The sequence below is a fragment of the Nostoc sp. DedQUE07 genome (assembly GCF_034530975.2).
In the GTDB taxonomy this organism is placed as follows: domain Bacteria; phylum Cyanobacteriota; class Cyanobacteriia; order Cyanobacteriales; family Nostocaceae; genus Nostoc.
Genome location: NZ_JAVRCC020000014.1, coordinates 50,999 through 74,215, shown reverse-complemented (window position 1 = coordinate 74,215; position 23,217 = coordinate 50,999). Strand labels below are relative to the sequence as shown.

Annotated in this window: 22 protein-coding genes; 10 read left to right on the top strand and 12 right to left on the bottom strand. The window is 41.7% G+C overall.

Translation table 11 applies throughout. The annotated features are described in order from the left end of the window. Positions 1–25: 25 nt before the first annotated feature. The 4 genes from dps to RMZ95_RS13710 all read left to right on the top strand — a co-directional run bounded on the left by dps (position 26) and on the right by RMZ95_RS13710 (position 3,586). Positions 26–595, top strand: a complete 570-nt coding sequence (gene dps / locus RMZ95_RS13725; protein ID WP_322683030.1) for a DNA starvation/stationary phase protection protein Dps — start codon at positions 26–28, stop codon at positions 593–595. Positions 596–851: 256 nt separating this feature from the next. Further along, positions 852–1,568 (top strand): pirin family protein, encoded by a 717-nt coding sequence (locus RMZ95_RS13720; protein ID WP_322683029.1) that lies wholly within the window; start codon positions 852–854, stop codon positions 1,566–1,568. A 263-nt stretch (positions 1,569–1,831) separates the two neighbouring features. After that, positions 1,832–2,536 (top strand): mobilization protein, encoded by a 705-nt coding sequence (locus tag RMZ95_RS13715; protein WP_322670984.1) that lies wholly within the window; start codon positions 1,832–1,834, stop codon positions 2,534–2,536. A gap of 327 nt (positions 2,537–2,863) precedes the next feature. Further along, positions 2,864–3,586, top strand: a complete 723-nt coding sequence (locus RMZ95_RS13710; RefSeq protein WP_322670983.1) for a class I SAM-dependent methyltransferase — start codon at positions 2,864–2,866, stop codon at positions 3,584–3,586. Positions 3,587–3,594: 8 nt separating this feature from the next. Here RMZ95_RS13710 and RMZ95_RS13705 read toward each other — a convergent pair whose 3' ends face one another. The 3 genes from RMZ95_RS13705 to RMZ95_RS13695 form a co-directional block, all read right to left on the bottom strand. Next, positions 3,595–4,023 (bottom strand): DUF202 domain-containing protein, encoded by a 429-nt coding sequence (locus RMZ95_RS13705; RefSeq protein WP_322661105.1) that lies wholly within the window; start codon positions 4,021–4,023, stop codon positions 3,595–3,597. 321 nt (positions 4,024–4,344) lie between these two features. After that, positions 4,345–5,007 carry a hypothetical protein gene (locus RMZ95_RS13700; protein WP_322670982.1) on the bottom strand — a complete coding sequence of 221 codons (663 nt, stop codon included), beginning with the start codon at positions 5,005–5,007 and terminating at the stop codon, positions 4,345–4,347. 80 nt (positions 5,008–5,087) lie between these two features. After that, a complete protein-coding gene (locus tag RMZ95_RS13695; protein WP_322683028.1) occupies positions 5,088–5,798 on the bottom strand; it encodes a cadmium resistance transporter in 711 nt (236 codons plus the stop codon). 221 nt (positions 5,799–6,019) lie between these two features. Here RMZ95_RS13695 and RMZ95_RS13690 point away from each other — a divergent pair, with 221 nt between their 5' ends. Further along, on the top strand, positions 6,020–7,003 hold the full coding sequence (locus RMZ95_RS13690) for a LysR substrate-binding domain-containing protein (protein WP_322670980.1): 984 nt from the start codon (positions 6,020–6,022) through the stop codon (positions 7,001–7,003). A 136-nt stretch (positions 7,004–7,139) separates the two neighbouring features. Here RMZ95_RS13690 and RMZ95_RS13685 read toward each other — a convergent pair whose 3' ends face one another. From RMZ95_RS13685 to RMZ95_RS13675, 3 genes are all read right to left on the bottom strand, one after another. Beyond that, complete coding sequence (locus RMZ95_RS13685; RefSeq protein WP_322670979.1) at positions 7,140–7,508, bottom strand: pentapeptide repeat-containing protein; 369 nt, start codon at positions 7,506–7,508, stop codon at positions 7,140–7,142. Then, positions 7,498–7,812: a hypothetical protein gene (locus tag RMZ95_RS13680; protein ID WP_322683027.1), complete on the bottom strand. Its 315-nt coding sequence runs from the start codon at positions 7,810–7,812 to the stop codon at positions 7,498–7,500. Before RMZ95_RS13680 ends, RMZ95_RS13685 begins: the two co-directional genes overlap by 11 nt. A 186-nt stretch (positions 7,813–7,998) precedes the next feature. Further along, entirely contained in the window at positions 7,999–8,529 is a 531-nt protein-coding gene (locus RMZ95_RS13675; RefSeq protein WP_322670977.1) for a hypothetical protein, read from the bottom strand. A 365-nt stretch (positions 8,530–8,894) separates the two neighbouring features. Between RMZ95_RS13675 and RMZ95_RS13670 the strand changes: the two genes are divergently transcribed. The 4 genes from RMZ95_RS13670 to RMZ95_RS13655 all read left to right on the top strand — a co-directional run bounded on the left by RMZ95_RS13670 (position 8,895) and on the right by RMZ95_RS13655 (position 17,766). Beyond that, complete coding sequence (locus RMZ95_RS13670) at positions 8,895–12,542, top strand: AAA-like domain-containing protein (protein WP_322683026.1); 3,648 nt, start codon at positions 8,895–8,897, stop codon at positions 12,540–12,542. 216 nt (positions 12,543–12,758) lie between these two features. Beyond that, positions 12,759–13,736, top strand: coding sequence for an ABC transporter substrate-binding protein (locus RMZ95_RS13665; protein ID WP_322683025.1), 978 nt, complete (start codon positions 12,759–12,761; stop codon positions 13,734–13,736). 9 nt (positions 13,737–13,745) lie between these two features. After that, on the top strand, positions 13,746–16,409 hold the full coding sequence (locus RMZ95_RS13660; protein ID WP_322683024.1) for a hybrid sensor histidine kinase/response regulator: 2,664 nt from the start codon (positions 13,746–13,748) through the stop codon (positions 16,407–16,409). Continuing rightward, on the top strand, positions 16,399–17,766 hold the full coding sequence (locus tag RMZ95_RS13655) for a diguanylate cyclase domain-containing protein (protein WP_322683023.1): 1,368 nt from the start codon (positions 16,399–16,401) through the stop codon (positions 17,764–17,766). The genes RMZ95_RS13660 and RMZ95_RS13655 overlap by 11 nt, the downstream gene beginning before the upstream one ends. A gap of 69 nt (positions 17,767–17,835) precedes the next feature. Here RMZ95_RS13655 and RMZ95_RS13650 read toward each other — a convergent pair whose 3' ends face one another. Together RMZ95_RS13650 and aat are read right to left on the bottom strand one after the other, a co-directional pair. Then, positions 17,836–18,456, bottom strand: coding sequence for a hypothetical protein (locus tag RMZ95_RS13650; RefSeq protein ID WP_322683022.1), 621 nt, complete (start codon positions 18,454–18,456; stop codon positions 17,836–17,838). 41 nt (positions 18,457–18,497) lie between these two features. After that, entirely contained in the window at positions 18,498–19,073 is a 576-nt protein-coding gene (gene aat, locus RMZ95_RS13645; protein WP_322670971.1) for a leucyl/phenylalanyl-tRNA--protein transferase, read from the bottom strand. Positions 19,074–19,177: 104 nt separating this feature from the next. On the opposite strand from aat, the gene RMZ95_RS13640 reads away from it, so the two are divergent. Next, on the top strand, positions 19,178–19,507 hold the full coding sequence (locus RMZ95_RS13640; RefSeq protein ID WP_012410384.1) for a hypothetical protein: 330 nt from the start codon (positions 19,178–19,180) through the stop codon (positions 19,505–19,507). Positions 19,508–19,590: 83 nt separating this feature from the next. On the opposite strand, the gene rpsN is transcribed toward RMZ95_RS13640, so the two are convergent. The 4 genes from rpsN to serS all read right to left on the bottom strand — a co-directional run bounded on the left by rpsN (position 19,591) and on the right by serS (position 23,139). After that, the gene (rpsN, locus tag RMZ95_RS13635) at positions 19,591–19,893 is read right to left on the bottom strand and encodes a 30S ribosomal protein S14 (protein ID WP_190939279.1); all 303 of its coding nucleotides are present in this window, start codon (positions 19,891–19,893) and stop codon (positions 19,591–19,593) included. 76 nt (positions 19,894–19,969) lie between these two features. After that, entirely contained in the window at positions 19,970–20,659 is a 690-nt protein-coding gene (nth, locus tag RMZ95_RS13630) for an endonuclease III (RefSeq protein WP_322670969.1), read from the bottom strand. After that, a complete protein-coding gene (rseP, locus tag RMZ95_RS13625; RefSeq protein ID WP_322670968.1) occupies positions 20,635–21,735 on the bottom strand; it encodes an RIP metalloprotease RseP in 1,101 nt (366 codons plus the stop codon). Before rseP ends, nth begins: the two co-directional genes overlap by 25 nt. Positions 21,736–21,858: 123 nt before the next feature. Further along, positions 21,859–23,139, bottom strand: coding sequence for a serine--tRNA ligase (gene serS, locus RMZ95_RS13620; RefSeq protein ID WP_322683021.1), 1,281 nt, complete (start codon positions 23,137–23,139; stop codon positions 21,859–21,861). Positions 23,140–23,217: the final 78 nt, after the last annotated feature.

The window sequence follows — 23,217 nt, the reverse complement described above, 5'->3', positions numbered from 1 at the left end:
TAAAAGGCATTAACAACGTAGAATCATGAGCGACAACACCATTGCATCACGTTTGTACCCTACCCGTATTGATATTCCCGCCGAAGCGCGAGTGCAAATCGTGGTACTTCTCAACCAAACCTTGGCAGCTACTTCGGATTTGAAAACCCAAGCAAAGCAAGCGCACTGGAACGTTAAAGGAACTGACTTTTACCAGCTACACCTATTATTTGATGAACTTGCTGGGGAATTAGAAGGATACATCGATATGGTCGCTGAACGCGTTACAGCTTTAGGCGGATACGCTTTTGGAACAGCCCGCGCCGCAGCTAGTAATTCAATTTTGCCAGAATATCCCTTAGATATTTTGGATGGTAAAGACCATGTAACAGCCTTGTCAGATCGTTATGCATCCTATGGTAAACATCTCCGGGAAGCGATCGATAAAACTGATGAATTAGGCGACCTCGATACTGCTGACCTTTACACCGAAATTTCTCGCACCATTGACAAACGACTCTGGTTCTTAGAAGCTCATTTGCAAATAGCAGAAATCAAAGGAGAAAATGGCAAAGCGGGTGCTACTCAACCTCAAAAAGTTCCTGCTTTTAGATAAGCACTTTTGAGAATCCGCTTTTTCAAATCTAATAGTATCTTTTTGGTAAGTACGTCACTTTTAAGTGCGTACTTTTCTTTTTATATGTATATGCTTTACTATTTAAATAGTTCAAAACTAGGTAAGAAAAGTTCAAAACTAAAAATTATATTCGATAAAGCGCTACACATTTACTTAACCATATTTGATTAGCGATCGCTAACAACAAGATTTGGTTTTTTTAAGCTTACCAACTAATTAACAGCGAGGTAAATCTATGTCTCAAAATACAATTACCCACTTAATTCACGATCGCAATGCCCGTGGTCATGCAAAAATGGGCTGGCTCGATAGCTATCACACATTTTCCTTCGGTAGTTTTTACGATCCCAACCGCATGGGATTTCGCTCTCTGCGCGTAATTAACGACGATCGCATCGCCCCTGGTGCTGGATTCCCTACCCACAGTCATCGTGACATGGAAATCCTCACTTATGTCTTAGAAGGTGCTGTAGAGCATAAAGACAGCTTGGGTACTGGCTCGGTAATTCGCCCCGGTGATGCCCAAATTATGAGCGCTGGAACTGGAATCAGCCACAGTGAATTTAATCCCTCACCAACTGAACCACTCCATTTACTACAAATCTGGATTCTTCCCGATCGAGAAGGAATAACGCCAAGATATGAACAAAAAGCTTTTCCTATCGAAGAAAAGCGCGGTAAACTCCGCTTAATTGCTGCTAGGGATGGGCGCGATGGTGCTGTGACAATTCACCAAGATGTTGATTTATACACATCTGTTTTAGAGGATGGTGATGTTGTTAATTATCAAGTCAAAAGCGATCGCTATGCCTGGTTACAAGTAGCCAAAGGCATAGTTAACCTAAATGGTGAAGAACTCAGAGCCGGTGATGGTGTACAAATCAACGGCGAAGAACAGCTAGAAATTAGCACCAATATCGGCGGCGAAATCTTGCTTTTCGATTTAGGCTAATATTGCAGCTAAAAGGGCACTTAGAAACCACTTCTAAACAAACAAAACTTGCTTTTGCAGGTTATAACAAGGGGCTTAAGCCCCTTGTTTTGTTTTAGTCCGCGCAGACGGACTTCGCCTGTGTAAAATGAGACTGTTGGAATATATCCAAATCACGGCTATACTTTCTCATAAAACCACCAAAATACTTGGGGGCAATGGCCAAAAAGTTCTTAGTTTGGGAAAGATATATCAGACTTTAATAACTATTAGAGGTGGCTGTAATGCCGACGATTCATTTTGTGGATGGTGAAAAAGGCGGAGTAGGAAAGTCTCTCTTTGCCAGGACAATGATTCAGTATTGTCTGGATAAGAGAATCCCATTTGTACCAGTGGAGACAGATAGATCGAATCCAGATGTCGCAGGGGTATATAAGGAGATATGTAAATATGCAGTGTTTAGTGAGAATGAACGACAGGCAAATAAGGCAGATAGAATATTTGAGTGGGCAATAGAGAAGCCAGTAATTGTGAATTTATCTGCACAATCGCATAGAGCAGTACAAGGGTGGATTGAATCTAATCAATTACTTGAATTAGGAAGTTCGCAGGGAGTTCTGTTTTGCAAATGGTTTGTATCGACAGGAGGATACGACAGCATCAACCTGTTTGCTCAGTCAGTGAATACTTACGGTGATAAAATCCCTCATATTCTGGTGAGGAATTTAGGGCTGTGTGATGATTGGGAGCATCTAGAGTCAGACTCCAACTATCAGAACATAGTAAATAAATATCAGATAAAAGTTATAGATTTTCCGAAGTTAGCATACAGAGAAAGAAACATAATTGACCAAAATCGCCTGACTTTTGCAGAGGCTAGAGAATATAAAGAATTTGGGATAATTGGAAAACAGAGAATAGTGAATTTTCTGAAGCTTGCTTATGGTGCTTTTGAGAAAGTAGGTATCTGGTATGAAAAAGTTGAGTAGGAGTCATTAGTCATTTGTCATTTGTCATTGGTCATTTGTCATTGGTCATTAGACCTCTTACATAAGTCGAATAGATCCCCCTTAATCAATCCCACCTTATAAAGGGGGGAAACTTAAAATCTTGCCCCCTCCCCTTTATAAGGGGAGGGTTGGGGAGGGGTGATTTAAGGATTTTTGCAAGAGGTCTATTAGTCATTAGTCATTAATACTCATGACTTTGAACAAATAGCAGGAGATTGAATGGAGGTACGATGGCGCACCCACCCGCTGTAAGCGATCGCTTGGCAAATTTGACTACAATTCTTAGAAAGAGTAGCAAAAACCTAAATGTCTAAAAAGTCCGATTCTCAGTTTCAAAATCTCTTTAGTTCACCCAAATCAACCAACTGGGACGAAAGATTAGCCCAAATAGCCTATCGCTTTAACCGAGAATATCAACGTGAAACCTTTGAACTCCCAGCAGAAGTACAGGCGATGCCGATATTTAGCGAGTGGATTGCTGGGAGTTTCTCAGGAAGAATTGCTTCCCCTTTTTGGGAAATTGCTAAACCTCAAAAAAATCAACACTGTATAGATATTGGCTGTGGGATCAGCTTTTTAATCTATCCTTGGCGGGATTGGCAAGCGTTTTTTCATGGGCAAGAAATCAGTAATGTGGCACGCGATACCCTGAATTCTCGCGGGCCGCAGTTGAATTCTAAGCTGTTCAAAGGGGTTGAGTTGGGAGCAGCTCATCAGTTAAATTATCCATCAGAGCAATTTGATTTAGCGATCGCCACCGGATTTAGCTGCTATTTTCCCCTCGAATATTGGGATGCCGTACTACTAGAAGTGAAGCGGGTGTTAAAACCAGGTGGACATTTTGTGTTTGACGTTCTCAATCCAGAACAGCCTCTAGCAGAAGATTGGGCAGTTCTAGAAACCTATTTAGGGGCTGAGGTGTTTTTAGAGCCTTTGGCTAAGTGGGAAAAAACGATTAAGGCCGCTGGTGCTAAAGTCGTAACGCATAAATCAGGGGAATTATTCGAGTTATACAAAGTGCGGTTTTAAAAATACTATTACTCAGGGATAACTGGACTCATTGGATCTAAAGAAGTTGTAAAAACAAAATAGATTACCCCAGTTCCGAGAATCATCACAGCGAGACTGAACAGCAACACCCATCGGTCTGTTGGTTCGTAAGTATCTTCTTCGATATCACGACGGACAGCAAAATAATGTACTGTTGACAGCCACACCGTGATTAAACCCACCAGCGAGAAGACTAAACCTAACTTCCAGCCGTTGCCAGGACGGGGTACTAAAGGTACATGGAAGGCACGCAGACGCACAATGACGACACCAAAACCTAAAAGAGCGATTCCTGTCCGCATCCAAGCGAGGTAGGTACGCTCATTTGCCAAGTGATCTCGGATTCTAGACGGATTCAGTCGTCCTGGCTTTTTTTTATCTTTTTCTTCTTCTGTAGGTTTCAATTTTAACTGCATCAATAACACCCTTATCCCCAAAGCGGCTCCGATCAAAAAAATGCGAAGGTAGTAGAAAATCTCTTTCCAGATGACTTGCACCCAGCACAATAGTTGCGCTACTGAAATATGCCTGTTGTGATTGTACATTTTTTCCAAAATTAATTTTAATGCAGATATCAAAATAAAACAAGCCTAAAATTGAGGATAGATAAATTCAAAAAAAAAGAGCCAAGATCAGAGAGATGTTTCACCAGTGTTTGTCCTGTTCTTCTCTGATTTTGGCTGTCACCCTATTTAAATTCAGAACAATCATTCAAAAATAGACTATGCAGTTCTATTTCAAGACTGATTGCTAGGCGCATTAGGAACTCGTGTATTTATTAGATCCTGCGATATATCTGGGATAAACCAGTTAGCCTTTTTGCTGTTAACAACTTTTACAGTCGGGACATTCAATTCAATCGCAGCAGTATCTGGATTCCTCTTAATTACCAGCTGAGTTCCATCAAGGATCTTCAGAGCCGCCGCTCCTGTCAATTCTTCACCTTGTCCATTAGGACTAGAGGTGAAATTTTCTACCTGGACATCATTCGGTAGATAGATGCCATCACAATCCCAGTTATTTTTAGTGGACTGACCATCAGCTAGAAAATATAGACCATTTTCGTATACGGCATCTTCATCTTCTTCATCATTTGGTCTTTTACCGTATACCGCTATGGTATTACCTGTTTGGTTGTTGCATTGACCCCAATTGATTCCCGTCTCTAAAGCATATTTTTGCAGTGTTAATTCCTCGGTTCTTTTTTGAATTTCTTCTGGTGTCAGACCTTCAACTTGAGTTTGGGCATCTTTTGTCTGAGAGAGTTGCTTAAGAGCTTTAGTGACTTCGATGTAATCAGGGTTTTTGCTAAATTTTGGTCTATCAGCAAAAGAAGGTTGAGCAAAGGCTAGATTAGCGACAATCATTAAGACAATTAGCAGAGATTTCCAGATTTTCATGTTTTGATTCCTGTTGATGGGTAAGATATTTTGCCGTTGAGAATTTGTTTTGCTCAGAAAATTGATGATGCACCTCTTTATTAGACACTTAATTTTTCTTGTTTTTCACTTGACGGCTGAGTATTGAAACCTAAAACTAATGAAAATATATAACTAGAAACTACAGATAAAAGAGTCCAAGTAACATTTTCGGTGACAATAAATACGCCCAAACCAATCAAGATACAAGGGACAAAAGTATTGCCATTTTCAGTTAAAAAGTTGGCGATCGCAGGCAAGTAGGTTAACTTGTAAGCGGTATAACACCATACACTCACTAGAGTAAAGAATACACCTATAATCACCAGCAGACTGTCTAATTCTGAGTTGGCAAACAAGGGCACATAGACGCTAATATTATCACTGCCATTAGCAAAGGCGATCGCGGCTACATTGCAAGTTTGTGGAGAAATAAAACTCCTAACTATAGAGGGACAAGACGGCTCGGTTTCTTCTTCAGCTTCCTCAGATGAATCCTCTTCGCGTTTTAGTAAACTGCTCACACCAATGATTATTGGCATAAAACCTAGTAGTCTAATCCAGTCCTGCGGTATGATTAGTCCACCGAAGAAACCGGGAAGGCTAGCAACGATCAATGCTGCAAAACCGAGATACTGACCAGCAAGGATGTGACGACTGCGAAACGTTTTACTTATTTGTGAAAAAAACAACGTCAGAATGACAATATCATCGATGTTGGTGGCAGTGAATGCGGTAATCCCTGTGGTAATTGCAGTTACTAAATCGTTCATTTGTGGATGTCCTTATGTTCGTGCTTGGTAATTAGGCATGGGGCATTGGTCACTTACAAAGGACAAATGACAAATGACCAATGACCAATGACAAATGACTAAGTAAAAAGCTTTGATTTATACTTTAGTCAAACTAACCGATAGAATCAAATGCTTTTATTTGTCAAAATGATAAATGAAAGTGATTAAAATTTTGACATTAAGTCTTAGGGATACGATAAATGGCTGGAATGACGCTTGAGCAGCTAAAAATATTTCTGGCTGTGGCGCAGAACTTACACTTCACTCGCGCAGCAGAGGAGCTTTATATTACACAACCTGCTGTCAGTGCAGCGATCCACAACTTAGAGCAAGAATATGGTGTGAAACTATTCCATCGGATTGGTCGCCATATCGAGATTGCTGAGGCGGGTAAATTACTGCAAGTGGAAGCGCAGAAAATTCTCGATCAAGTTTCCTTGACAGAAAGAGGATTGCGAGAATTGAACAATCTGCAACGGGGTGAATTGAAATTAGGGTCGAGTCTGACAATTGGTAACTACTGGCTACCAAGTAAAATTAGTGAGTTTAAGAGCCAATATCCTGGTATCCAGATTGACTGTACCCTTGCCAATGCAGAAACGATTTGTGTCGGTACAGCGATGGGACAGTTTGATTTAGGTTTGGTGGAAGGTGATGTGAAGCCAGCGCTTCAGAATACTCTGGAGTACGAAATAGTAGCGAGCGATCGCTTACAAATTGTAGTTGGTCAAAAACACCCTTGGTTTGAGTGGGGAGAAATTGATTTAAGCCAATTAACTCAAACTCCTTGGGTGATGCGGGTGCCAGAATCTGGAACCCAACAAAGGTTTGAAGAAGCGTTGCAAAATTGGGGGATCAACCTCAGCGAACTGAATGTAATTTTAGTGTTCGCCAGTGGTGAGATGGCAAAAGCCGCAATTGAAAATGGAGTAGGCGCAACTGGAATTTCTGAGTTGATGGTAAAAAAAGAAATCCAGCTAGGAACTCTGCGGGCAATTCGAGTTATTGATAATAGAGAAGTCAACAGTGCGATGACTAAGGCAGGCTATGCCTACGCAGAAATAGTTCGACCTTTTTTCAAAATCAAGCATCGTCAGCGTTTTCAAACTGCTCTTTCCAAAGTCTTTGAACAAATGTTGATATCGTCTATGGATGGTTCACATCAACATGTATCAGTTATTTAAAGGAGATTGGGCATTGGGCATGGGGAAAGAGGAGCCAGGAGGCAGAAGTTCTACAATGTTTGAATGCGTGAATTTTGAATTTTGAATTTTGAATTTTGAATTGATTTCTCCCCTGCCCCTCTGCCCCCAATCCCCTTCACACCTTCCGCATATTTTTACTGATAGGGTCAAAACCTCTAGAAAACCGCGTACTTTCATCATAGTAAGCGCCAGTCAGATTAGCTCCATACAACTTGGCATAGTTGAGTTTTGCTCCCCGAAGATTTGCTTCATTCAGATTGGCACCGCTCAAATTAGCTCTGGTCAAATTCGCTTTGGCTAAATTAGTTCTACTCAAATCTGCTCCCCAGAGTTTAGCTTTAGCTAAGTTAGCTCCACTCAAGTCAGATCCCCATAAATTAATTCCCGGCAAATCGGCTCCAATCAGCTTGTCCCGACTCAAGTTGACGGCTGGAAAATATCTTTCTCCTGCGGCAAAACGCCTTTTTAATTCTTCAGCATTCATGCGTTGCGTTCACCTTCTTTAGCAATACAGAAGTTATTTGTTCCCATTCCTGGCTTAGTTCTCCTGAAAATACTGGTTGACCACTGCGTTGATACCAGAAATGGGCATTGTTCAAATCGCCTTCTTTGCGGTGCAGGTAAGCATGAACCCAGGCACTGTCAACATCGCTGGCATCTGTAACTATTTCATGAGCTTTGTTCCAATCACCTTTGTTGTCATACCACATTGCTTGCAGCCCTTTTGGTAGTGTCTGAGGACATGGGCGCTGCTTTTCGATCAATCGCAGAAATTCCTCTGTATTCACGATCGCCACCTAACAAGAATCAAACTTCTATCTCTAAGATACTCCTCAGCTTCAGGGGAGCAGGGGAGCAGGGGAGCAGGGGGAGAATAACTCCTAACTCATTACTCATTACTCATTACTCATTACTCATTACTCATTACTCATTACTCACCACTCCTAACGCCCCATGCCCAATGCCCTTCATCTCTACTTAACTGGAATAACTTCAAACTGGAAAGTACCGATCAAACGGTTATCAATATAGACTTCTATTCTATGCTTACCAACTGGATCGCCAGGGGCAATTGTCCAAAAATTCTCAATTACACCTTCTGAAGCCGACTGCGTGCGTCGTGTTACAGATGTCTTGCCGTCTGCTGATATTGAAAAATCTTCACCATTATCTGTACCCCAAGTTTCTGGAGGTTTTGGTAAATACAAGACTTCACGCCATTTCACTTCACCTTGGTAGTTTTTGAGTTGAATCCGCCACCCGTAGGTATTTCCTTCCTGAAGTGGCACTCTTTTTGTCTGGAAAATGGTAACGTTTCCTTTGGAGTCAACTCTCTTCAGACCAAACTCGGTGTTACTGACAGTAATCTGTTTTGCATTCGTTGACGGCAGAGATGATATGGCATTTTCTACCAAAACAGAAGTAGCGTTGATTGGCTTAGAACCGATGACCCCAGATATTAGCCAAAAAACAGCTAGCACAGCAGTAATAGTCCAAATTCTCATTAGTATGGTTTTCCTATCAGACTTTTGGTACTTATTCAAGTAATCTGCCATGTTTTCCGGGTCAAGGTTAGCGATGGTTAGACAAAGACGAGATTGCTTTCAGAAATTTGGCGGATTTAATCAACCTACTGACTTTGGTCAACATCCAATTTAAAATCAGTAAATCATAATCTTGGCGAAAGGCAAACCATTGCGCCGTCGTTTTTCCATCTGCGCTCGCATCTACTCCATACCCATTCCTCACCGTTTTACTCTACAAGACACTTCACGGACGGGATAGTGTGGCATGGATATAGTATTCTAAATCCTGAATTCAGAATTCTGACTCCTTCTTTATTTCCCCCTTTTCTAATCACACTTTGCACATGAGATACCAAGTTGGCGGTAGCCTCCACAGTGACGATCCCACTTATGTTGTGCGTCAAGCAGACGAAAAACTTTATACCAGTTTAAAAGGTGGCGATTTTTGCTACGTCTTCAACTCTCGCCAAATGGGTAAATCATCCCTACTACAGCGAATAAGTCGTCGTCTCAAGTCAGAAGGCTATAAATGTGTTTACTTAGACGTGACGCAATTGGGTAGCGAGGATACCACATCAGCACAATGGTATAAAGGAATCATTGTCAGCATATTCTACGGGTTAAATCTGGCGGAACACGTCAACTTTAAGCAATGGTGGAATATGCAAACAGGTCTTTCTCCTGTACAAAAGCTACACCAGTTTGTTGAAGAAATATTGCTGCCAAATGTTAAGAGCGATTCTGAAGAAGGCGGCGAAGCTAAAGGCATTTTCATTTTAATTGATGAAATTGATAGTTTGCTGAGTTTGAATTTTCCGGTCAGTGACTTTTTTGCCTGGATTCGTCATTGCTACAATCAGCAAGCACACGACCCAAATTTTCAACGCCTGGGATTTGCATTGTTTGGAGTCGCCAGTCCATCTGATTTAATTGCTGACAAACGTCGGACACCTTTTAACATTGGAACAGCTATTGAGTTATACGGCTTTCGATTGCATGAAGCTAGCCCATTGCTAAATGGGTTAAAAGGAGCAATTGAGCGACCAGAAGTTGTGCTGCAAGAGGTGATCTATTGGACAGGGGGACAACCGTTTCTAACTCAAAAACTCTGTCAATTAATTCTCCAAACTGCCTTAAAGACATCAGAGCGGAAAATTTTCCTACCCCCAAAAACTGAGGCCTATTGGGTAGAAGAATTGGTGCGATCGCAGATTATCCAACACTGGGAATCACAAGATGAACCCGAACACCTGCGCACGATTCGCGATCGCTTACTTTTCAACCAACAACAAAGTGGACGGTTGCTGAGTCTTTATCAGCAGGTATTGCAAACCCAGGAAATAGAGGACGAGGGGAAATGGGGATGGGAGGACGCAAATAATGAAGACACTAGCGACTCTTGGCGTTCCCAGTCTTTGCGTCCTTTTTTATCTCCCGTGGCTACCGATGATAGCCGAGAACAGACAGAGCTTTTACTATCAGGATTGGTCGAGAAGTACAACGGCTATCTTAGAATTAAAAATCCCATCTACCGACATATTTTCAATACTGAATGGGTGTTAAAGCAGTTAGACAATTTGCGCCCTTATTCACAGCCATTCAATGCTTGGGTAGCATCGAGCTTTCAAGATGAGTCACGCTTGCTACGGGGTAATGCCTTACAAGAGGTTTTGGACTGGACTCAGCGTAAAAGTCTCAGTGATTTGGACTATCGATTTTTAGCAGCTAGCCAAGAATTGGAACGTCGGGAAGTCCAGCAAAAAATGGAAGTAGAACGGCTCAAAGAAACTGAAGCGCGATTGGCAAGCGAACAAAAGAGCGCTCGGCTTCAGCGACGACTCCTATTAGGAGTAAGTTTGGCCCTACTAGCAGTTATTGTCTTGGGGTTCACAACACTCTACGCCGATCGACAAGCATCACTGAGTGAGGTACGGGCGATCGCAGCTGCTTCCAATGGTAGTTTTAATTCCAATCAACGCTTAGATGCATTGGTACAAGCAATCCGAGCCAGACAGGAATTTCAACGGCTCGATCTGCAAAATTTGGCAGATGCCAATGCTCTGGATCTCCAAACCCGCAAAGTATTAGAACAAGCTGTCTACGGTGCTGATGAATTCAATCACTTATCGGGGCATCAAGGGATTGTCTTAGGCGTTGATTTTAGCTCTGATGGTCAGTGGATTGTCTCATCTAGCATCGATCGCACAGTCAAGCTATGGAAGCGGGATGGAACACTGGTAAGAACGCTACCACATACTGCAACCATACAAAGCGTCCGCTTCAGCCCGGATAGCCGCCGGATAGTCGCTGCCGGCATTGATGGCACTATCCGTCTCTGGACGATCGATGGTAAATTGTCAACCATCTTCAAAGGGCACAAATCTGCGGTGTGGCGAGTTGCCTTTAGCCCAGATGGACAAACGATCGCTTCTGCCAGTGGCGATTTTAGCGTCAAGCTTTGGCAACTAAATGGCACTTTAATCAGAACTCTTAAACATCAGCGTGGTGTGTGGGGAATTGCCTTCAGCCCCGATGGCCAAACTCTCGCTTCTTCTATGGTAGGCGGCAAGAATCAGCTTTGGCGATTAGATGGAACGCTGCTCAAAACATTCACAGCTGGAAACGCAACTATTTGGAGTGTTGCTTTTAGCCCTGATGGACAAACTTTAGTGTCTGGCGGTGCAGATAAGATGGTGCGACTGTGGAATCGAGAAGGCACTCTCCTGAGAACTTTTAAAGGGCATACTGCTGAAATATTTGGTGTAGCCTTTAGCCCTGATGGGCAGACTATTGCTTCCGGCGGTTCTGATAAAACCGTTAAACTCTGGCGAATAGATGGTACTTTATTAAGAACTTTGCAGGGGCATACCTCAAATATTCAAACCATCGCCTTCAGTCCTGATGGAGAAACTCTCGCCTCTGCCAGTCACGACAATACCATCAAACTCTGGAGAGTCCACTCACCCTTAATAAAGCTACTCAATGGCCATCAAGAAATGGTCTGGCGGGTGGCATTTAGCCCTGATGGGCAACGGCTAGCTTCCGTTGCTGGCAAAGAAGTCAAACTCTGGAGACGCGATGGTTCTCTCGCCAAAACCATTGTTGAAAAAGATTCTCGAATGCTTAGTCTTGACTTTAGCCCCGATGGTCGAACTTTAGCGATCGTTGGTTCTAAAGGTGTTGTAAGACTGTGGCAACTAGACAGCAATCAGCGAACCATTCTGGAAGCGCCAGGTATCGGTCTTTTGGGTGTTAGCTACAGTCCTGATGGCAACCGATTAGTGACTGTGGGTTTTGATTACAAGCTGAGACTCTGGCAACGCGGCTCCAATGGAGAGTTTCAACTCCAGCAAATTATTCAGGCGCATACAGGGCGAATTTGGGACATTGTTTATAGTCCAGATGGGCAGTTTATCGCCTCTGCTAGTGCTGATGGCACTATCAAACTGTGGACTTCAAAAAATAGCGATGGCTCCGCCAACGCCAAGGGCGAACGCCTGTTAGAAAAACCCGATCGCACCTTAGAAGGGCATAAGAGTGAAGTTTTTGGGGTTGCCATTAGCCCGAATAGTCAATTGATTGCCTCTACAGGTGGGGATGGTAGTCTGCGACTTTGGAAACGTGATGGCACTCTGGTGAGGAGCTTTGATGGTAAAAGTATTGGCTTAACCAGGGTAGCATTCAGTCCAGATGGTCAAATGCTAGCAGCCGCAAGTTTTGACAATACGATCAAAGTCTGGAAAATTGATGGTACTTTACTCGTCACCCTGAATGGACATACTTCTAATGTGAGCAGTGTTGCCTTTAGCCCTGATGGTAAAACCTTTGCCTCTGGCGGAGATGACCAACTTGTAATTCTGTGGGATTTAGAAGAAATTCTCCATCTCAACCTACTGAAATACAGTTGTGATTGGGTACGGGATTATTTAAAGACTAATATAACAGTAGAAAAGAGCGATCGCTCTCTTTGCAATTACAGTCTTTTTCATTGATTTGAAGCATAATCCCTTGTTAAGGCGGCTCAATACCTGTGAATGAAATTCTCAAGCTGCCCTTGCGGTCAGAATTTCTAAATCTTGAAGCAATTCCAACAACCAAAACTCGTTTAATATAATCACTGACGAAATTTGCACGGCAATTTAATTTGAACAATTAGTTTATTTAGCAGAATCTTTGATTAACAATAATTAAAAAACATCAAAAATTCTATGCTTAAACTACTCAGATACATTAGTATTTTTCTCATTACTGCCTGTTTACTACTTGCTTGTAATACTTCAGTACCAACTGAAGTAAAACGCCCTCCATTGAAAGTGATATTTGGATCTTTTGTTGGAGAGCTTCCAGGCATCATTGCTCAAAAAAAAGGATTCTTCAAAGCCCAAGGGGTAGATGTGGAACTAATTCATACACAATACGCCCAATTGGAACAAGCAAACTTTAATGCGGGTAAGTATGATGGGATTACGTCGTCCTTGGGAAATTTTATCATCTTGAGTGCCGCAAATCCAGATATACAAGGCGCGATCGTTATAGATGAATCAATAGGAGCAGATGTGGTAGTAGCCCAATCAAAAATTAAAACTGTAGCTGACTTGAAAGGGAAAAAGCTGGGTGCAAATCTAGGCGGTTTTAGCGAAGTTTTCGTGACTGAAATGTTGAAAACTGCCAATTTAACTAGTGATGATGTGAACTTAGTTCAATTAGAGGCTTCAGAAATTCCTCAACGCCTGAAAAATAATACTATTCAAGCCGGACACACTTGGCAACCCTATCTCTCTGAAACGATAAAATTAGGGGGAAATATCCTATTTACTAGCAAACAAACCCCTGGCTTTATTTTAGATTTGATTATCTTTCGTGGTGAGACAATCCGCGATCGCCCCGAAGACATTCGTGCATTTGTGCAGGGATGGCTGCAAGCTTCGACCTACTGGAAAGCAAATGTTGAAGAAGGAAAAGCGATCGTCAGCAAAGCGTTAAAAATTCCGATAAATACTCTCTCTCTAGAGGGAATAAACCTAACTGATTTAGGTGAAAATCAAAAATATTTTCAATCTAATAACCCTAAGTCCATTGACAAAACTGCCAAGATATATGCAGACTTTTTTATTCGCTCTGGAAACATTACGCGTATTCCTGAGCTAAAAAGTTTGTTCAATTCTTCCTTCTTGAATCCCCCCTAGTTTGAAGCTATGCAGCACTCTTTTTTGGGCGGTATCCGTACAAAGTTGATCGCCTCGTTTCTCGTTGTTGCTTTGATTCCATTGCTGTTATTGGCATTTATCAACAAACAGACAACTGAAAAAGCACTAACTGACAACGCCCGACAAGCCCTATCTGCGGCGGCTAACGAAACCGCTAACAGAATAGATGCCTTTATTGATGGAAATCTCAATGCCGTGCGTGTAGAGGCGATTTTACCAGGTTTGGCACGCTACCTCAGCCTAACTCCAAAACAGCGAGACGGCAGCCCCGAAATGCAATTGGCGACAGAAACATTAATGCGTCTCAGTCGCAAAGATATGCTCAATATTCTCTCTTATGCTTTGCTCGACTTAAACGGTAAAAATGTATTGGATACACGTACACTGAATATTGGCAAAGACGAATCAGTTCAAGATTATTTTAAAAAACCGCTACAAACTGGTTTCTCCTTTGTTTCTAGCATGAAGCGATCGCCGACAATTCCCAATCTTATTACCCTCTTTTTTAGTAGTCCGGTTCGCAATGCCAAGGGAGATATATTGGGTATATTGCGTGTTTCATATAATGCGACTGTTGTTCAGCAGTTAGTAACTCGACAAACCGAACGGGCTGGGGAAAAATCTTTTGCGATTCTTTTAGATGACAATAATATTTATCTCGCACATAGCACTGCACCGGAACTGCTTTTTAAATCAATTGTGCCTCTACCTGATGATGTTGTAACTCAACTGCAACAGGAAGGTCGTTTGCCTAATTCTTCTTTCAAAGAATTGGCAACTAATGAATCCAAACTTAAACAAGCATTGGATAATAAACAGTCGTATTTAATTGCATCCTTGTCAGCAACAGGCGATCGCGTTAATCTAATTGCGATCGCTCGTTTGCAATATAAACCTTGGTCTGTGTTGTTTGCCCGACCCCTTGCCGTTGCTTTAGCACCTGTAGAAAAGCAAATTCGTAACACAATTTTTCTATTTGCATTTATCGCTGGAGTAGTGACAATCATCGCTTTTGCTATTGGACAAGTGCTAACAAAGCCAATAATTCACCTTACCAATATAGTTTTCCAGTTTACCGCGGGTAACTTAGATATCCGTGCCAAAAATAAATCAAAAGACGAAATAGGTCAACTGTCAAAATCGTTTAACAACATGGCACTTCAGTTACAAACATCTTTGGAAACTTTAGAACAACGGGTACAGGAGAGAACAGCAGAGTTAGCCATTGCTAAAGACAAAGCCGAAGTCGCAAATCAAGCTAAAAGTTTATTTATTGCGAATATGAGTCATGAGTTGCGATCGCCCCTCAATGCTATTCTAGGTTTTTCTCAGTTAATGTTACGCGCGAAAAACTTGCCTGCCGAGCATTATGAAAATGCCGGGATCATTTATCACAGTGGTGATTATTTACTAACGCTCATCAATAATATTCTCGATTTATCAAAAATAGAGGCGGGTAAAACTACTCTTAATCCTAGAGATTTCGATTTATATCGCTTGCTAGATGACTTAGAAGATATGCTACATTTACAGGCAAGCAATCAAGGCTTAAATTTAATATTTCAACGTAGTGAAAATGTCCCATGTTATATTTGCACAGATGAGTTAAAACTCCGGCAAGTATTAATTAATTTGATTACTAATGCCATTAAGTTTACTCAAAAAGGAACAATTAGTTTAACAGTAAATAATACTAGTGAAGAAATTACAGATATTTTAACTCTTGATTTTGAAGTCTGTGATACAGGAGTGGGAATTGCAGCCGCAGAATTACCCAAACTTTTTAATGCTTTTTCTCAAGCACAAGCTGGAAAAGAATCTCAAGAAGGAACGGGTTTAGGTTTAGCAATTAGTCACAAGTTTATTCAGTTAATGGGAGGAGATATTTCTGTTGAAAGTAAATTAGGAGTCGGGACAACTTTTAAATTTTATATTCAAGCAAAGTTAGGTCAACCAACCAATAACAATACTTTAGAAGTACATCCAAAAGTATTAGAACTTGCACCAGGACAACCTATATATAAACTATTAATAGTAGATGATAAACCTATTAATCGCCAATTATTAATTAAACTCTTACAACCGTTAGGGTTTGAGATGAAAGAAGCTAGTAATGGCAAAGAAGCGATCGCTATTTGGAATGAATGGGAACCCCACCTGATTTGGATGGATATGCGAATGCCTGTCATGGACGGTTACGAAGCTACAAAATATATCAAGTCCACTACCAAAGGGAATGCTACAGCTATAATTGCTCTGACAGCAAGTGTTTTAGAAGAAGAAAAAGCGATCGTTCTTTCAGCCGGATGTGATGACTTTCTCCGCAAACCTTTTGCAGAACATACAATTTTTGACACACTAGCCAAACATCTTGGTGTCAAATATATATTTGCTGAAAATAATTCTTCAAATTTGGAATATACAGAAAAAAATACTTTAACATCCCAAAATTTAATTTGTATGTCTCAAGAATGGATTAATCAATTCTATGAAGCTGCATTAGAAGCAAATACTAATCGTGTCATAGAATTAATTAGAGATATTCCTAAAACAGAAACTTTTTTAATTCAATCTTTAACAAAACTTGCTCGTCAATTTGAATTTGAGGAATTAGTTGATTTAGCCGAACCCCTGAGAAGCAATGAATCTTAATTCTGATAAAGAAAATAAAGGTAATATTCTCCTAGTAGATGACAATCCCAAAAATTTACATTTATTAAGTGATTCTCTGGTCAAACTCGGCTATACTGTTCGCAGTGTCACAAGTGGACGGATGGCACTAAAAACAATAAAGGCAAAGCGACCAGACATCATTCTTTTAGATATTAAAATGCCAGAAATGGATGGCTATCAAGTTTGTAGAACTCTGAAAGCCGATGAAGTTCTACGCACCATTCCCGTTATTTTTATTAGTGCTTTAGATGATGTCTTCGATAAAGTGATAGCCTTTGAGTCAGGGGGCATAGACTACATCACTAAACCCTTTCAGATGGAAGAAGTTGTAGCGCGTCTAGAAAATCAGTTAACCATTCAACGCCAGCAACGGCTTCTAGAACAAGAAAATATTAAGCGTAGGGAAACAGAAGAAATACTGTATCAGTCTAGGGCAATGCTAGCCAGTATTTTGAATAGTTCGCTAGATGGTATTGCCGCTATGCAAGCTGTCCGCAACCCTGTAACTGGAGACATTGAAGATTTTCGTTGCTTAGTTATCAATCCTGTTATTGCTAAAGCTTTCGGAAGCAAATGTGAAGAGATAATCGGCAAATTAGTACTCAAAAAACTCTTAGCTCATCTAGAACCAGAACTCTTTAATCACTTCGTTAATCTTGTCAAAACAGGGGAAGCTTTCAAGCGAGATTTTTATCATCCATTAGGTAATTCTTGCTGGTATCACTTTGTTGCAGTCAAACTAGATGATGGTTTTGCTATTACCATATGCGACATCACTGGACGAAAACAAATTGAATTGGCTCTCCAAGATGCAAATCAGAAACTAGAACAACTGGCAAATTTAGATGGCTTGACTCAGGTGGCTAACCGTCGTTGCTTTGATGCACGACTTAAAGCAGAATGGAGACGCCTTGCACGAGAACAACAACCCTTGTCACTGATTATGTTTGATGTTGATAAATTCAAACTTTACAACGATTACTATGGTCATCTTGCTGGCGATGATTGTCTAATGAGGATAGCGCAAACAGTGCAACAAACAATTCATCGTCCTGCCGATTTAGTAGCGCGTTACGGTGGAGAAGAATTTTTGGTACTCTTGCCCAATACTGACTTAGCGGGAGCGATTAAAGTAGGGCAAAGTATTCAGCAAGCAATTCATGCTCTGGCTATTCCCCATGTACAGTCTGATGTCAAAAATATTATCACCGTTAGTTTAGGAATTACCTCTCGCATACCTATTTGGAACATCAGGCCAGACACACTCATTGCTTCAGCAGATAAAGCACTGTACGATGCCAAACAAAATGGGCGCGATCGCTATTGTAATGATTGAAAGATTTTTATGGCAATACCTTCATTTCCAGCATTATTACATCAGTAACAATCACATCCAGCTTTTCTTTTAAAAGAATACAGGAGCTATTATTTCAATGCTGAATCGACCGTGCTTGAATACCACATTATACCATTCCTCGTCATCCATCTCGTTATAGTGTAGGTAGCCATCGCGGAATGCACAAACACGTTTAGGTTCAAGAAGCAACAGTTTCCAAAATGCCTTGGCAATACGTTCATAAATCTCAGTTGATGAACCATCTGGATTAAAACGTAGTCCAGCACGAAGATTGTAATCTTCACAGATAAATGGGTATGCTATCCAGTCTCCATTTGACCCTAGCTCACAAGCCATGAACATTTGCTCTATGAGTGCATACTTGTAGTCTGGAATAGACAAGCTGATCAAAATATTAGAACCAAATATGGCTGGAATTCTAGCCCGTACCCACACTGCATTAGCTGATTCTCCAAATAGATCCTGGCATCTCTGTAAAATACTTGGAGGTTGTCCCTCAATGTAGTCTGAAAGAGGAAACATTGGATCTTCTCCAACCCTCTGATATGAGATAATTTCTAGTTCGCTACCCAAGTCACCTAATAGCGCAATAAAAACAAACCCACCATGCTGGGCACATTCCCCAAGAATCTGATGAAACCATCCATGTTTGATAACAATGGAAACCATCAATCGAACTACTTATTTAATATTAATAGTTTTGTCATTATTTATACTAAATTACAAGTACGTTGCAACGCTTGCTGAAGTAAAGATTGATATTCTTCATCCCCAACCCGATAAGCGCCAAACCTTTCCAAATGGGGATTCATCATTTGGGCATCAAAAAATACAAATTTCCTCTGGCGCAATCTTTCCACCAATTTAACCATCGCCACCTTTGAGCCTTCGGGAATGCGGTAAAACATCGACTCGCCAATAAAAGCCCCACCAATCACAATCCCTAAAATTCCTCCAGCTAATTCGTCACCTTGCCAAGTTTCAAAACTATAAGCATAGCCACTCTGGTAAAGTAGCCAGTAAATCTTTTCTAATTCCGGTGAAATCCAGGTTGTCTCTCTATCAGCACAGCCAGCCACCACAGCTTGGAAGTCCCGATTAATCGCCACAGTAAACCGCTCTTGATTCAGAACACGCTGCAAAGACTTGGGATAACGAAACCGTTCATCCAAAGGAATAAAAGTTCGATCGCGACTTCCGTACCAACTCAGGCGATCGCGCTCATCAGCCATGAGAAAATAGCCTTGTGCATAGCCCTCAACAATAGCCGCGATATCATATTGCATAAATAAATATAAAAAAACACTCCTAGAAACGCAATTTGATGCTAAAAAATCAACCTCAGCGTTCCTCTGCGTTTCCCCTTGCGTCCCTCTGCGTTTAAAAAAAGATGACTCAACCAATTCCACCCATCACCCTACCACCGCCCGAAAACCCCCTACTCGAAGGTGAATGGTTACGAGAACGCTTACAACGGTGGCTAGATACAGAATTTATCCCCGAAGCAGTAAACCAAAATATTGCCCAACGAGCCGCACAGATTTTTGTGCGTCAACGGATGGAAGGAGAAAATGACCTTGGTTCTCTGGTAATTGCCATTGTCACAGAGATGCAGTCCTATGATTTTTCCAATAGCTTCTACGGAGAGTTTGCGATCGCCAACGCCGTCAGCGATCTACTCTTAGAAAGTCTGGGAATTGATAAGTGTTGTGGGCAATAATTTTTGTCATTTGTCATTTGTCATTTGTCCTTTGTCATTTGTTCTTTACCAATGACTAATGACTAATGACTAATGACTCTTGACTACCAACTAGACTTAACAACTCCAGGTAAAAGACCTTCATGCGCCCATTCTCGCAGTACGTTCCGAGACAACCCAAAATCGCGGTAAACTCCTCTAGAACGACCAGTCAACCAGCAACGGTTGCGGTGGCGGGTGGGCGCACTGTTCCGGGGTAGCTGTTGAATTTTCCGGTGGATTTCTAGTTTATCCAAAGGAGATGCTGCGCTTCTGAACTCTTCTAAGAGAGCTTCCCGCTTGTCAGCATACTTTTCGATCAACTTGGTGCGCTTTTTCTCGCGCTCAATCATGCTCTTTTTTGCCATATATTCTCTAACTTATTTGAAGACACCGTTTTCCATTCTACAGTCTCTCCATCAATTCTGGGGTTACTTGTGTCGCTTATCCTACAACCACTGGCTTATTTGCAGCCGGACATAAATCGGCAAGCTCGCAAGCAACGCAGACGGGAGAGCGGGCTTTACAAATAGCACGACCGTGATAAACCAGCCGAATTGACCAATTTTCCCAATCAGGCTGAGGCAATAAACCCATTAAATCTTGCTCAATCCGAATGGGGTCTGTATGTTCAGTTAAACCCAAGCGTTCGCACAGGCGCTTAACGTGAGTATCTACTGTCACGCCAGCATTAATCCCATAACCATGAGCTAGGACTACATTTGCTGTCTTGCGCGCCACACCTGGAAGCTTTAATAATTGCTCCATTTGGTTGGGGACAACAGAGTTAAACTCAGTGACAATCATCCGACAGGCGGCTTGAATGTTCTTGGCTTTATTGCGATAAAACCCTGTTGAACGCACCAAACTTTCTAATTCTACCAAATCAGCGATCGCTAAACTTTCTGCATCAGGAAACCGAGCAAATAAAGCTGGTGTTACTTTATTCACCCGCTCATCAGTACACTGAGCAGAGAGAATCGTTGCCACCAACAATTGTACTGGCGTTGAGTAGTTCAAAGAGCAAGTAGCATCTGGATAAAGACGCTTCAGCCGAGCTAAAATTTCTATCGCCCGTTGCTTTTTAGATAACGATTTGCAGGTAATGCTTACTGGAACAATTTTTGTACCCATTCCAATTGGCTAGTTAATTGGGTAGTTTCTTTGACGATCAGAAAAATTCCTAACCCTAAGAGTAACACCAAACCAGTTTGCATTACACTTTCTTGAATGCGGGCGGGTACAGGCTTACCGCGTAAACCTTCAATTAGCAGGAAAGCGAGTTGTCCGCCATCCAAAGCTGGTAAAGGCAAAATATTGATAATAGCCAAGTTAATGCTGATAATTGCCGCAAAAGACAACAGATTTACAGTATTGTCCTCAGCTAATTTCGCACCAATTTTGACAATATTAACTGGCCCAGAAACTTGCCCAGCAGTTTGTTGAAAGTTAGTAATTAACTGACCAAAACCGCTTAGTGTACCAACAAATAATTGTTGAAATCTATTAGCAGCAAGACCAAAAATTTCAAAAGGACTATTAGGACGGCGATAAATTGCTGTAGCATTTGGACTGAGTGCCACCCCAACTACGCCTTTGCCATCGGCTCCCAATTTCGGAGTTAATTTCAGGGTTTGTTGTTGGTTTTCACGTTGAATTTTCAGTTCGATTTGCTGATTGGGATGAGTTTGAATTTCTTTAGTCAGCAAAGGAGTTGATTTATCAGAAGCTAGGAGTTCCTGACCGTTAACAGCCAGAATAATATCTCCTTCCCGAATTCCTGCTTGGTAGGCAACAGATTCTTGATTAACAGGCTGGACAACGACACCAGCTTGATAGGTTAATTCCTTGGGAATGCCGACAATACCCAATTGCAGAGCCAACACCAAGTAGGCAAATATTAAATTGGCGATTACTCCAGCACTGATGACAATCGCCCGGTCTAAAACTGGACGGTTACGCAGCAGATTTGGGTCATTGGGTGGAACATCGCTATCGGGGTCATCATCGGGAAAGCCCACAAAACCGCCCAAAGGAAAGGCGCGGACAGCATATTCGGTTTGTGAACCTTGGTACTTCAAAAGAACCGGGCCAAAACCCAAAGAAAAACGGTTAACGAGAATGCCTTGAGAACGTGCTGCAACAAAATGCCCCAACTCGTGTACCAAGATCAAAACAGCCAAGACTGCGATCGCTGCTAAAACTGACATAGAGTAAATTGTGAAGATATTAAGCTATAGTTATCTCCATTCTAATTGGGCATTGGGCATTGGGCATGGGGCATAGCTCATTGGTAAAAGACAAATGACAAATGACCAATGACCAACGACAAATTACAAAACTTCACGTCCCAAGTAAGGTTGCAATACTTCTGGTATCTTCACCGTCCCATCAGATTGTTGATAATTCTCCAAAATTGCTGCCATCGTCCTTCCTACCGCCAAACCCGAACCATTGAGGGTATGTACGAACTGAGTACCTTTCTTCCCCGTCTCTTTGAAACGAATATCAGCCCGTCGTGCCTGAAAATCTATAGTATTGGAACAGCTAGAAATTTCACGGTATTTTCCAGAAGAGGGCAACCAAACCTCTAAATCATAAGTTTTAGTAGAGGCAAATCCTAAATCCCCAGTACTTAAATTTACTACTCGGTAAGGCAATCGCAACGCCTGTAAAATTGCTTCTGCATTCCCTACCAATTTTTCCAGTTCATCAAAAGACGTACTGGGTTCGACAAATTTCACCATTTCCACCTTGTTAAATTGATGCAGGCGAATTAATCCCCGCATATCGCGCCCATAACTACCAGCTTCGCGGCGAAAACAGGGAGTAAAGGCACAGTGGTAAATAGGCAAATCTTCAGCAGCGAGAATTTCACCCCGATAGAGATTTGTAACTGGAACTTCAGCTGTCGGAATCAGCCATAAGTCATCATCAGCGCATTTAAAGCTTTCTTCCGCAAACTTGGGTAACTGACCGGTCGCCGTCAAAGACTCAGTATTAACTAACAGCGGCGGACTGACTTCCACATACCCAGCTTGAGTATGGAGAGACAGCATAAATTGAATTAATGCCCTTTCCAATCCTGCACCAGCGCCTATTAATGTCACAAAGCGACTTTGGGCAACTTTTACAGCTCGTTCAACATTGAGAATACCCAGCTTTTCGCCAATTTCCCAGTGAGGGAGAATATTCGGATTTTGAGGAATGTACTCATCACCCCAACGCCGCACCTCTACGTTATCTTCCTCATTCTTTCCAAGGGGTGTAGAGTCGCTTGGTAAATTCGGAAGTGCCAACACAAGTTGAGCAATTTCAGCTTTGAGGTCTTTTTCTTGGGGTTCGAGTTGACTCAATGTCGCTTTGACAGAGTTACCTTCATCCCGCAAAGCTTGAATTTCTGGGTCTTGAGGATTGATCCCAGATTTTATCTTTTGCCCGACAATTTTACCAATTTCGTTGCTACGAGCTTGGAGCTGACTGCGCGTCCCCTCAAGTTCCCGTTGTTTCCGATCTAACTGTAAAATCGGTTCGATGTCGTATTTACCACTACGACTATTCAATCGTTCTTGAACTAATTGGGGATTTTCCCGTATTTGCTTGATATCCAGCACAGATTTTTCTCAGTTTTTAGCCTATTATCTACCTGCCAACACATCAGCATATACTGATTTTGGCTTTGTGTGAGCAGA

Excerpts from the sequence above, each read along its gene's own strand:
- nth (WP_322670969.1), bottom strand. The coding sequence starts at position 20,659 with ATGGGTACAAAAATTGTTCCAGTAAGCATTACCTGCAAATCGTTATCT.
- RMZ95_RS13700 (WP_322670982.1), bottom strand. The coding sequence starts at position 5,007 with ATGAAAATCTGGAAATCTCTGCTAATTGTCTTAATGATTGTCGCTAAT.
- rpsN (WP_190939279.1), bottom strand. The coding sequence starts at position 19,893 with ATGGCAAAAAAGAGCATGATTGAGCGCGAGAAAAAGCGCACCAAGTTG.
- RMZ95_RS13690 (WP_322670980.1), top strand. The coding sequence starts at position 6,020 with ATGGCTGGAATGACGCTTGAGCAGCTAAAAATATTTCTGGCTGTGGCG.
- RMZ95_RS13640 (WP_012410384.1), top strand. The coding sequence starts at position 19,178 with ATGACTCAACCAATTCCACCCATCACCCTACCACCGCCCGAAAACCCC.
- RMZ95_RS13655 (WP_322683023.1), top strand. The coding sequence starts at position 16,399 with ATGAATCTTAATTCTGATAAAGAAAATAAAGGTAATATTCTCCTAGTA.
- RMZ95_RS13715 (WP_322670984.1), top strand. The coding sequence starts at position 1,832 with ATGCCGACGATTCATTTTGTGGATGGTGAAAAAGGCGGAGTAGGAAAG.
- RMZ95_RS13670 (WP_322683026.1), top strand. The coding sequence starts at position 8,895 with ATGAGATACCAAGTTGGCGGTAGCCTCCACAGTGACGATCCCACTTAT.
- RMZ95_RS13695 (WP_322683028.1), bottom strand. The coding sequence starts at position 5,798 with ATGAACGATTTAGTAACTGCAATTACCACAGGGATTACCGCATTCACT.
- RMZ95_RS13675 (WP_322670977.1), bottom strand. The coding sequence starts at position 8,529 with ATGAGAATTTGGACTATTACTGCTGTGCTAGCTGTTTTTTGGCTAATA.
- RMZ95_RS13665 (WP_322683025.1), top strand. The coding sequence starts at position 12,759 with ATGCTTAAACTACTCAGATACATTAGTATTTTTCTCATTACTGCCTGT.
- RMZ95_RS13710 (WP_322670983.1), top strand. The coding sequence starts at position 2,864 with ATGTCTAAAAAGTCCGATTCTCAGTTTCAAAATCTCTTTAGTTCACCC.
- rseP (WP_322670968.1), bottom strand. The coding sequence starts at position 21,735 with ATGTCAGTTTTAGCAGCGATCGCAGTCTTGGCTGTTTTGATCTTGGTA.
- RMZ95_RS13720 (WP_322683029.1), top strand. The coding sequence starts at position 852 with ATGTCTCAAAATACAATTACCCACTTAATTCACGATCGCAATGCCCGT.
- RMZ95_RS13650 (WP_322683022.1), bottom strand. The coding sequence starts at position 18,456 with ATGGTTTCCATTGTTATCAAACATGGATGGTTTCATCAGATTCTTGGG.
- aat (WP_322670971.1), bottom strand. The coding sequence starts at position 19,073 with ATGCAATATGATATCGCGGCTATTGTTGAGGGCTATGCACAAGGCTAT.
- RMZ95_RS13660 (WP_322683024.1), top strand. The coding sequence starts at position 13,746 with ATGCAGCACTCTTTTTTGGGCGGTATCCGTACAAAGTTGATCGCCTCG.
- RMZ95_RS13685 (WP_322670979.1), bottom strand. The coding sequence starts at position 7,508 with ATGAATGCTGAAGAATTAAAAAGGCGTTTTGCCGCAGGAGAAAGATAT.
- RMZ95_RS13705 (WP_322661105.1), bottom strand. The coding sequence starts at position 4,023 with ATGCAGTTAAAATTGAAACCTACAGAAGAAGAAAAAGATAAAAAAAAG.
- dps (WP_322683030.1), top strand. The coding sequence starts at position 26 with ATGAGCGACAACACCATTGCATCACGTTTGTACCCTACCCGTATTGAT.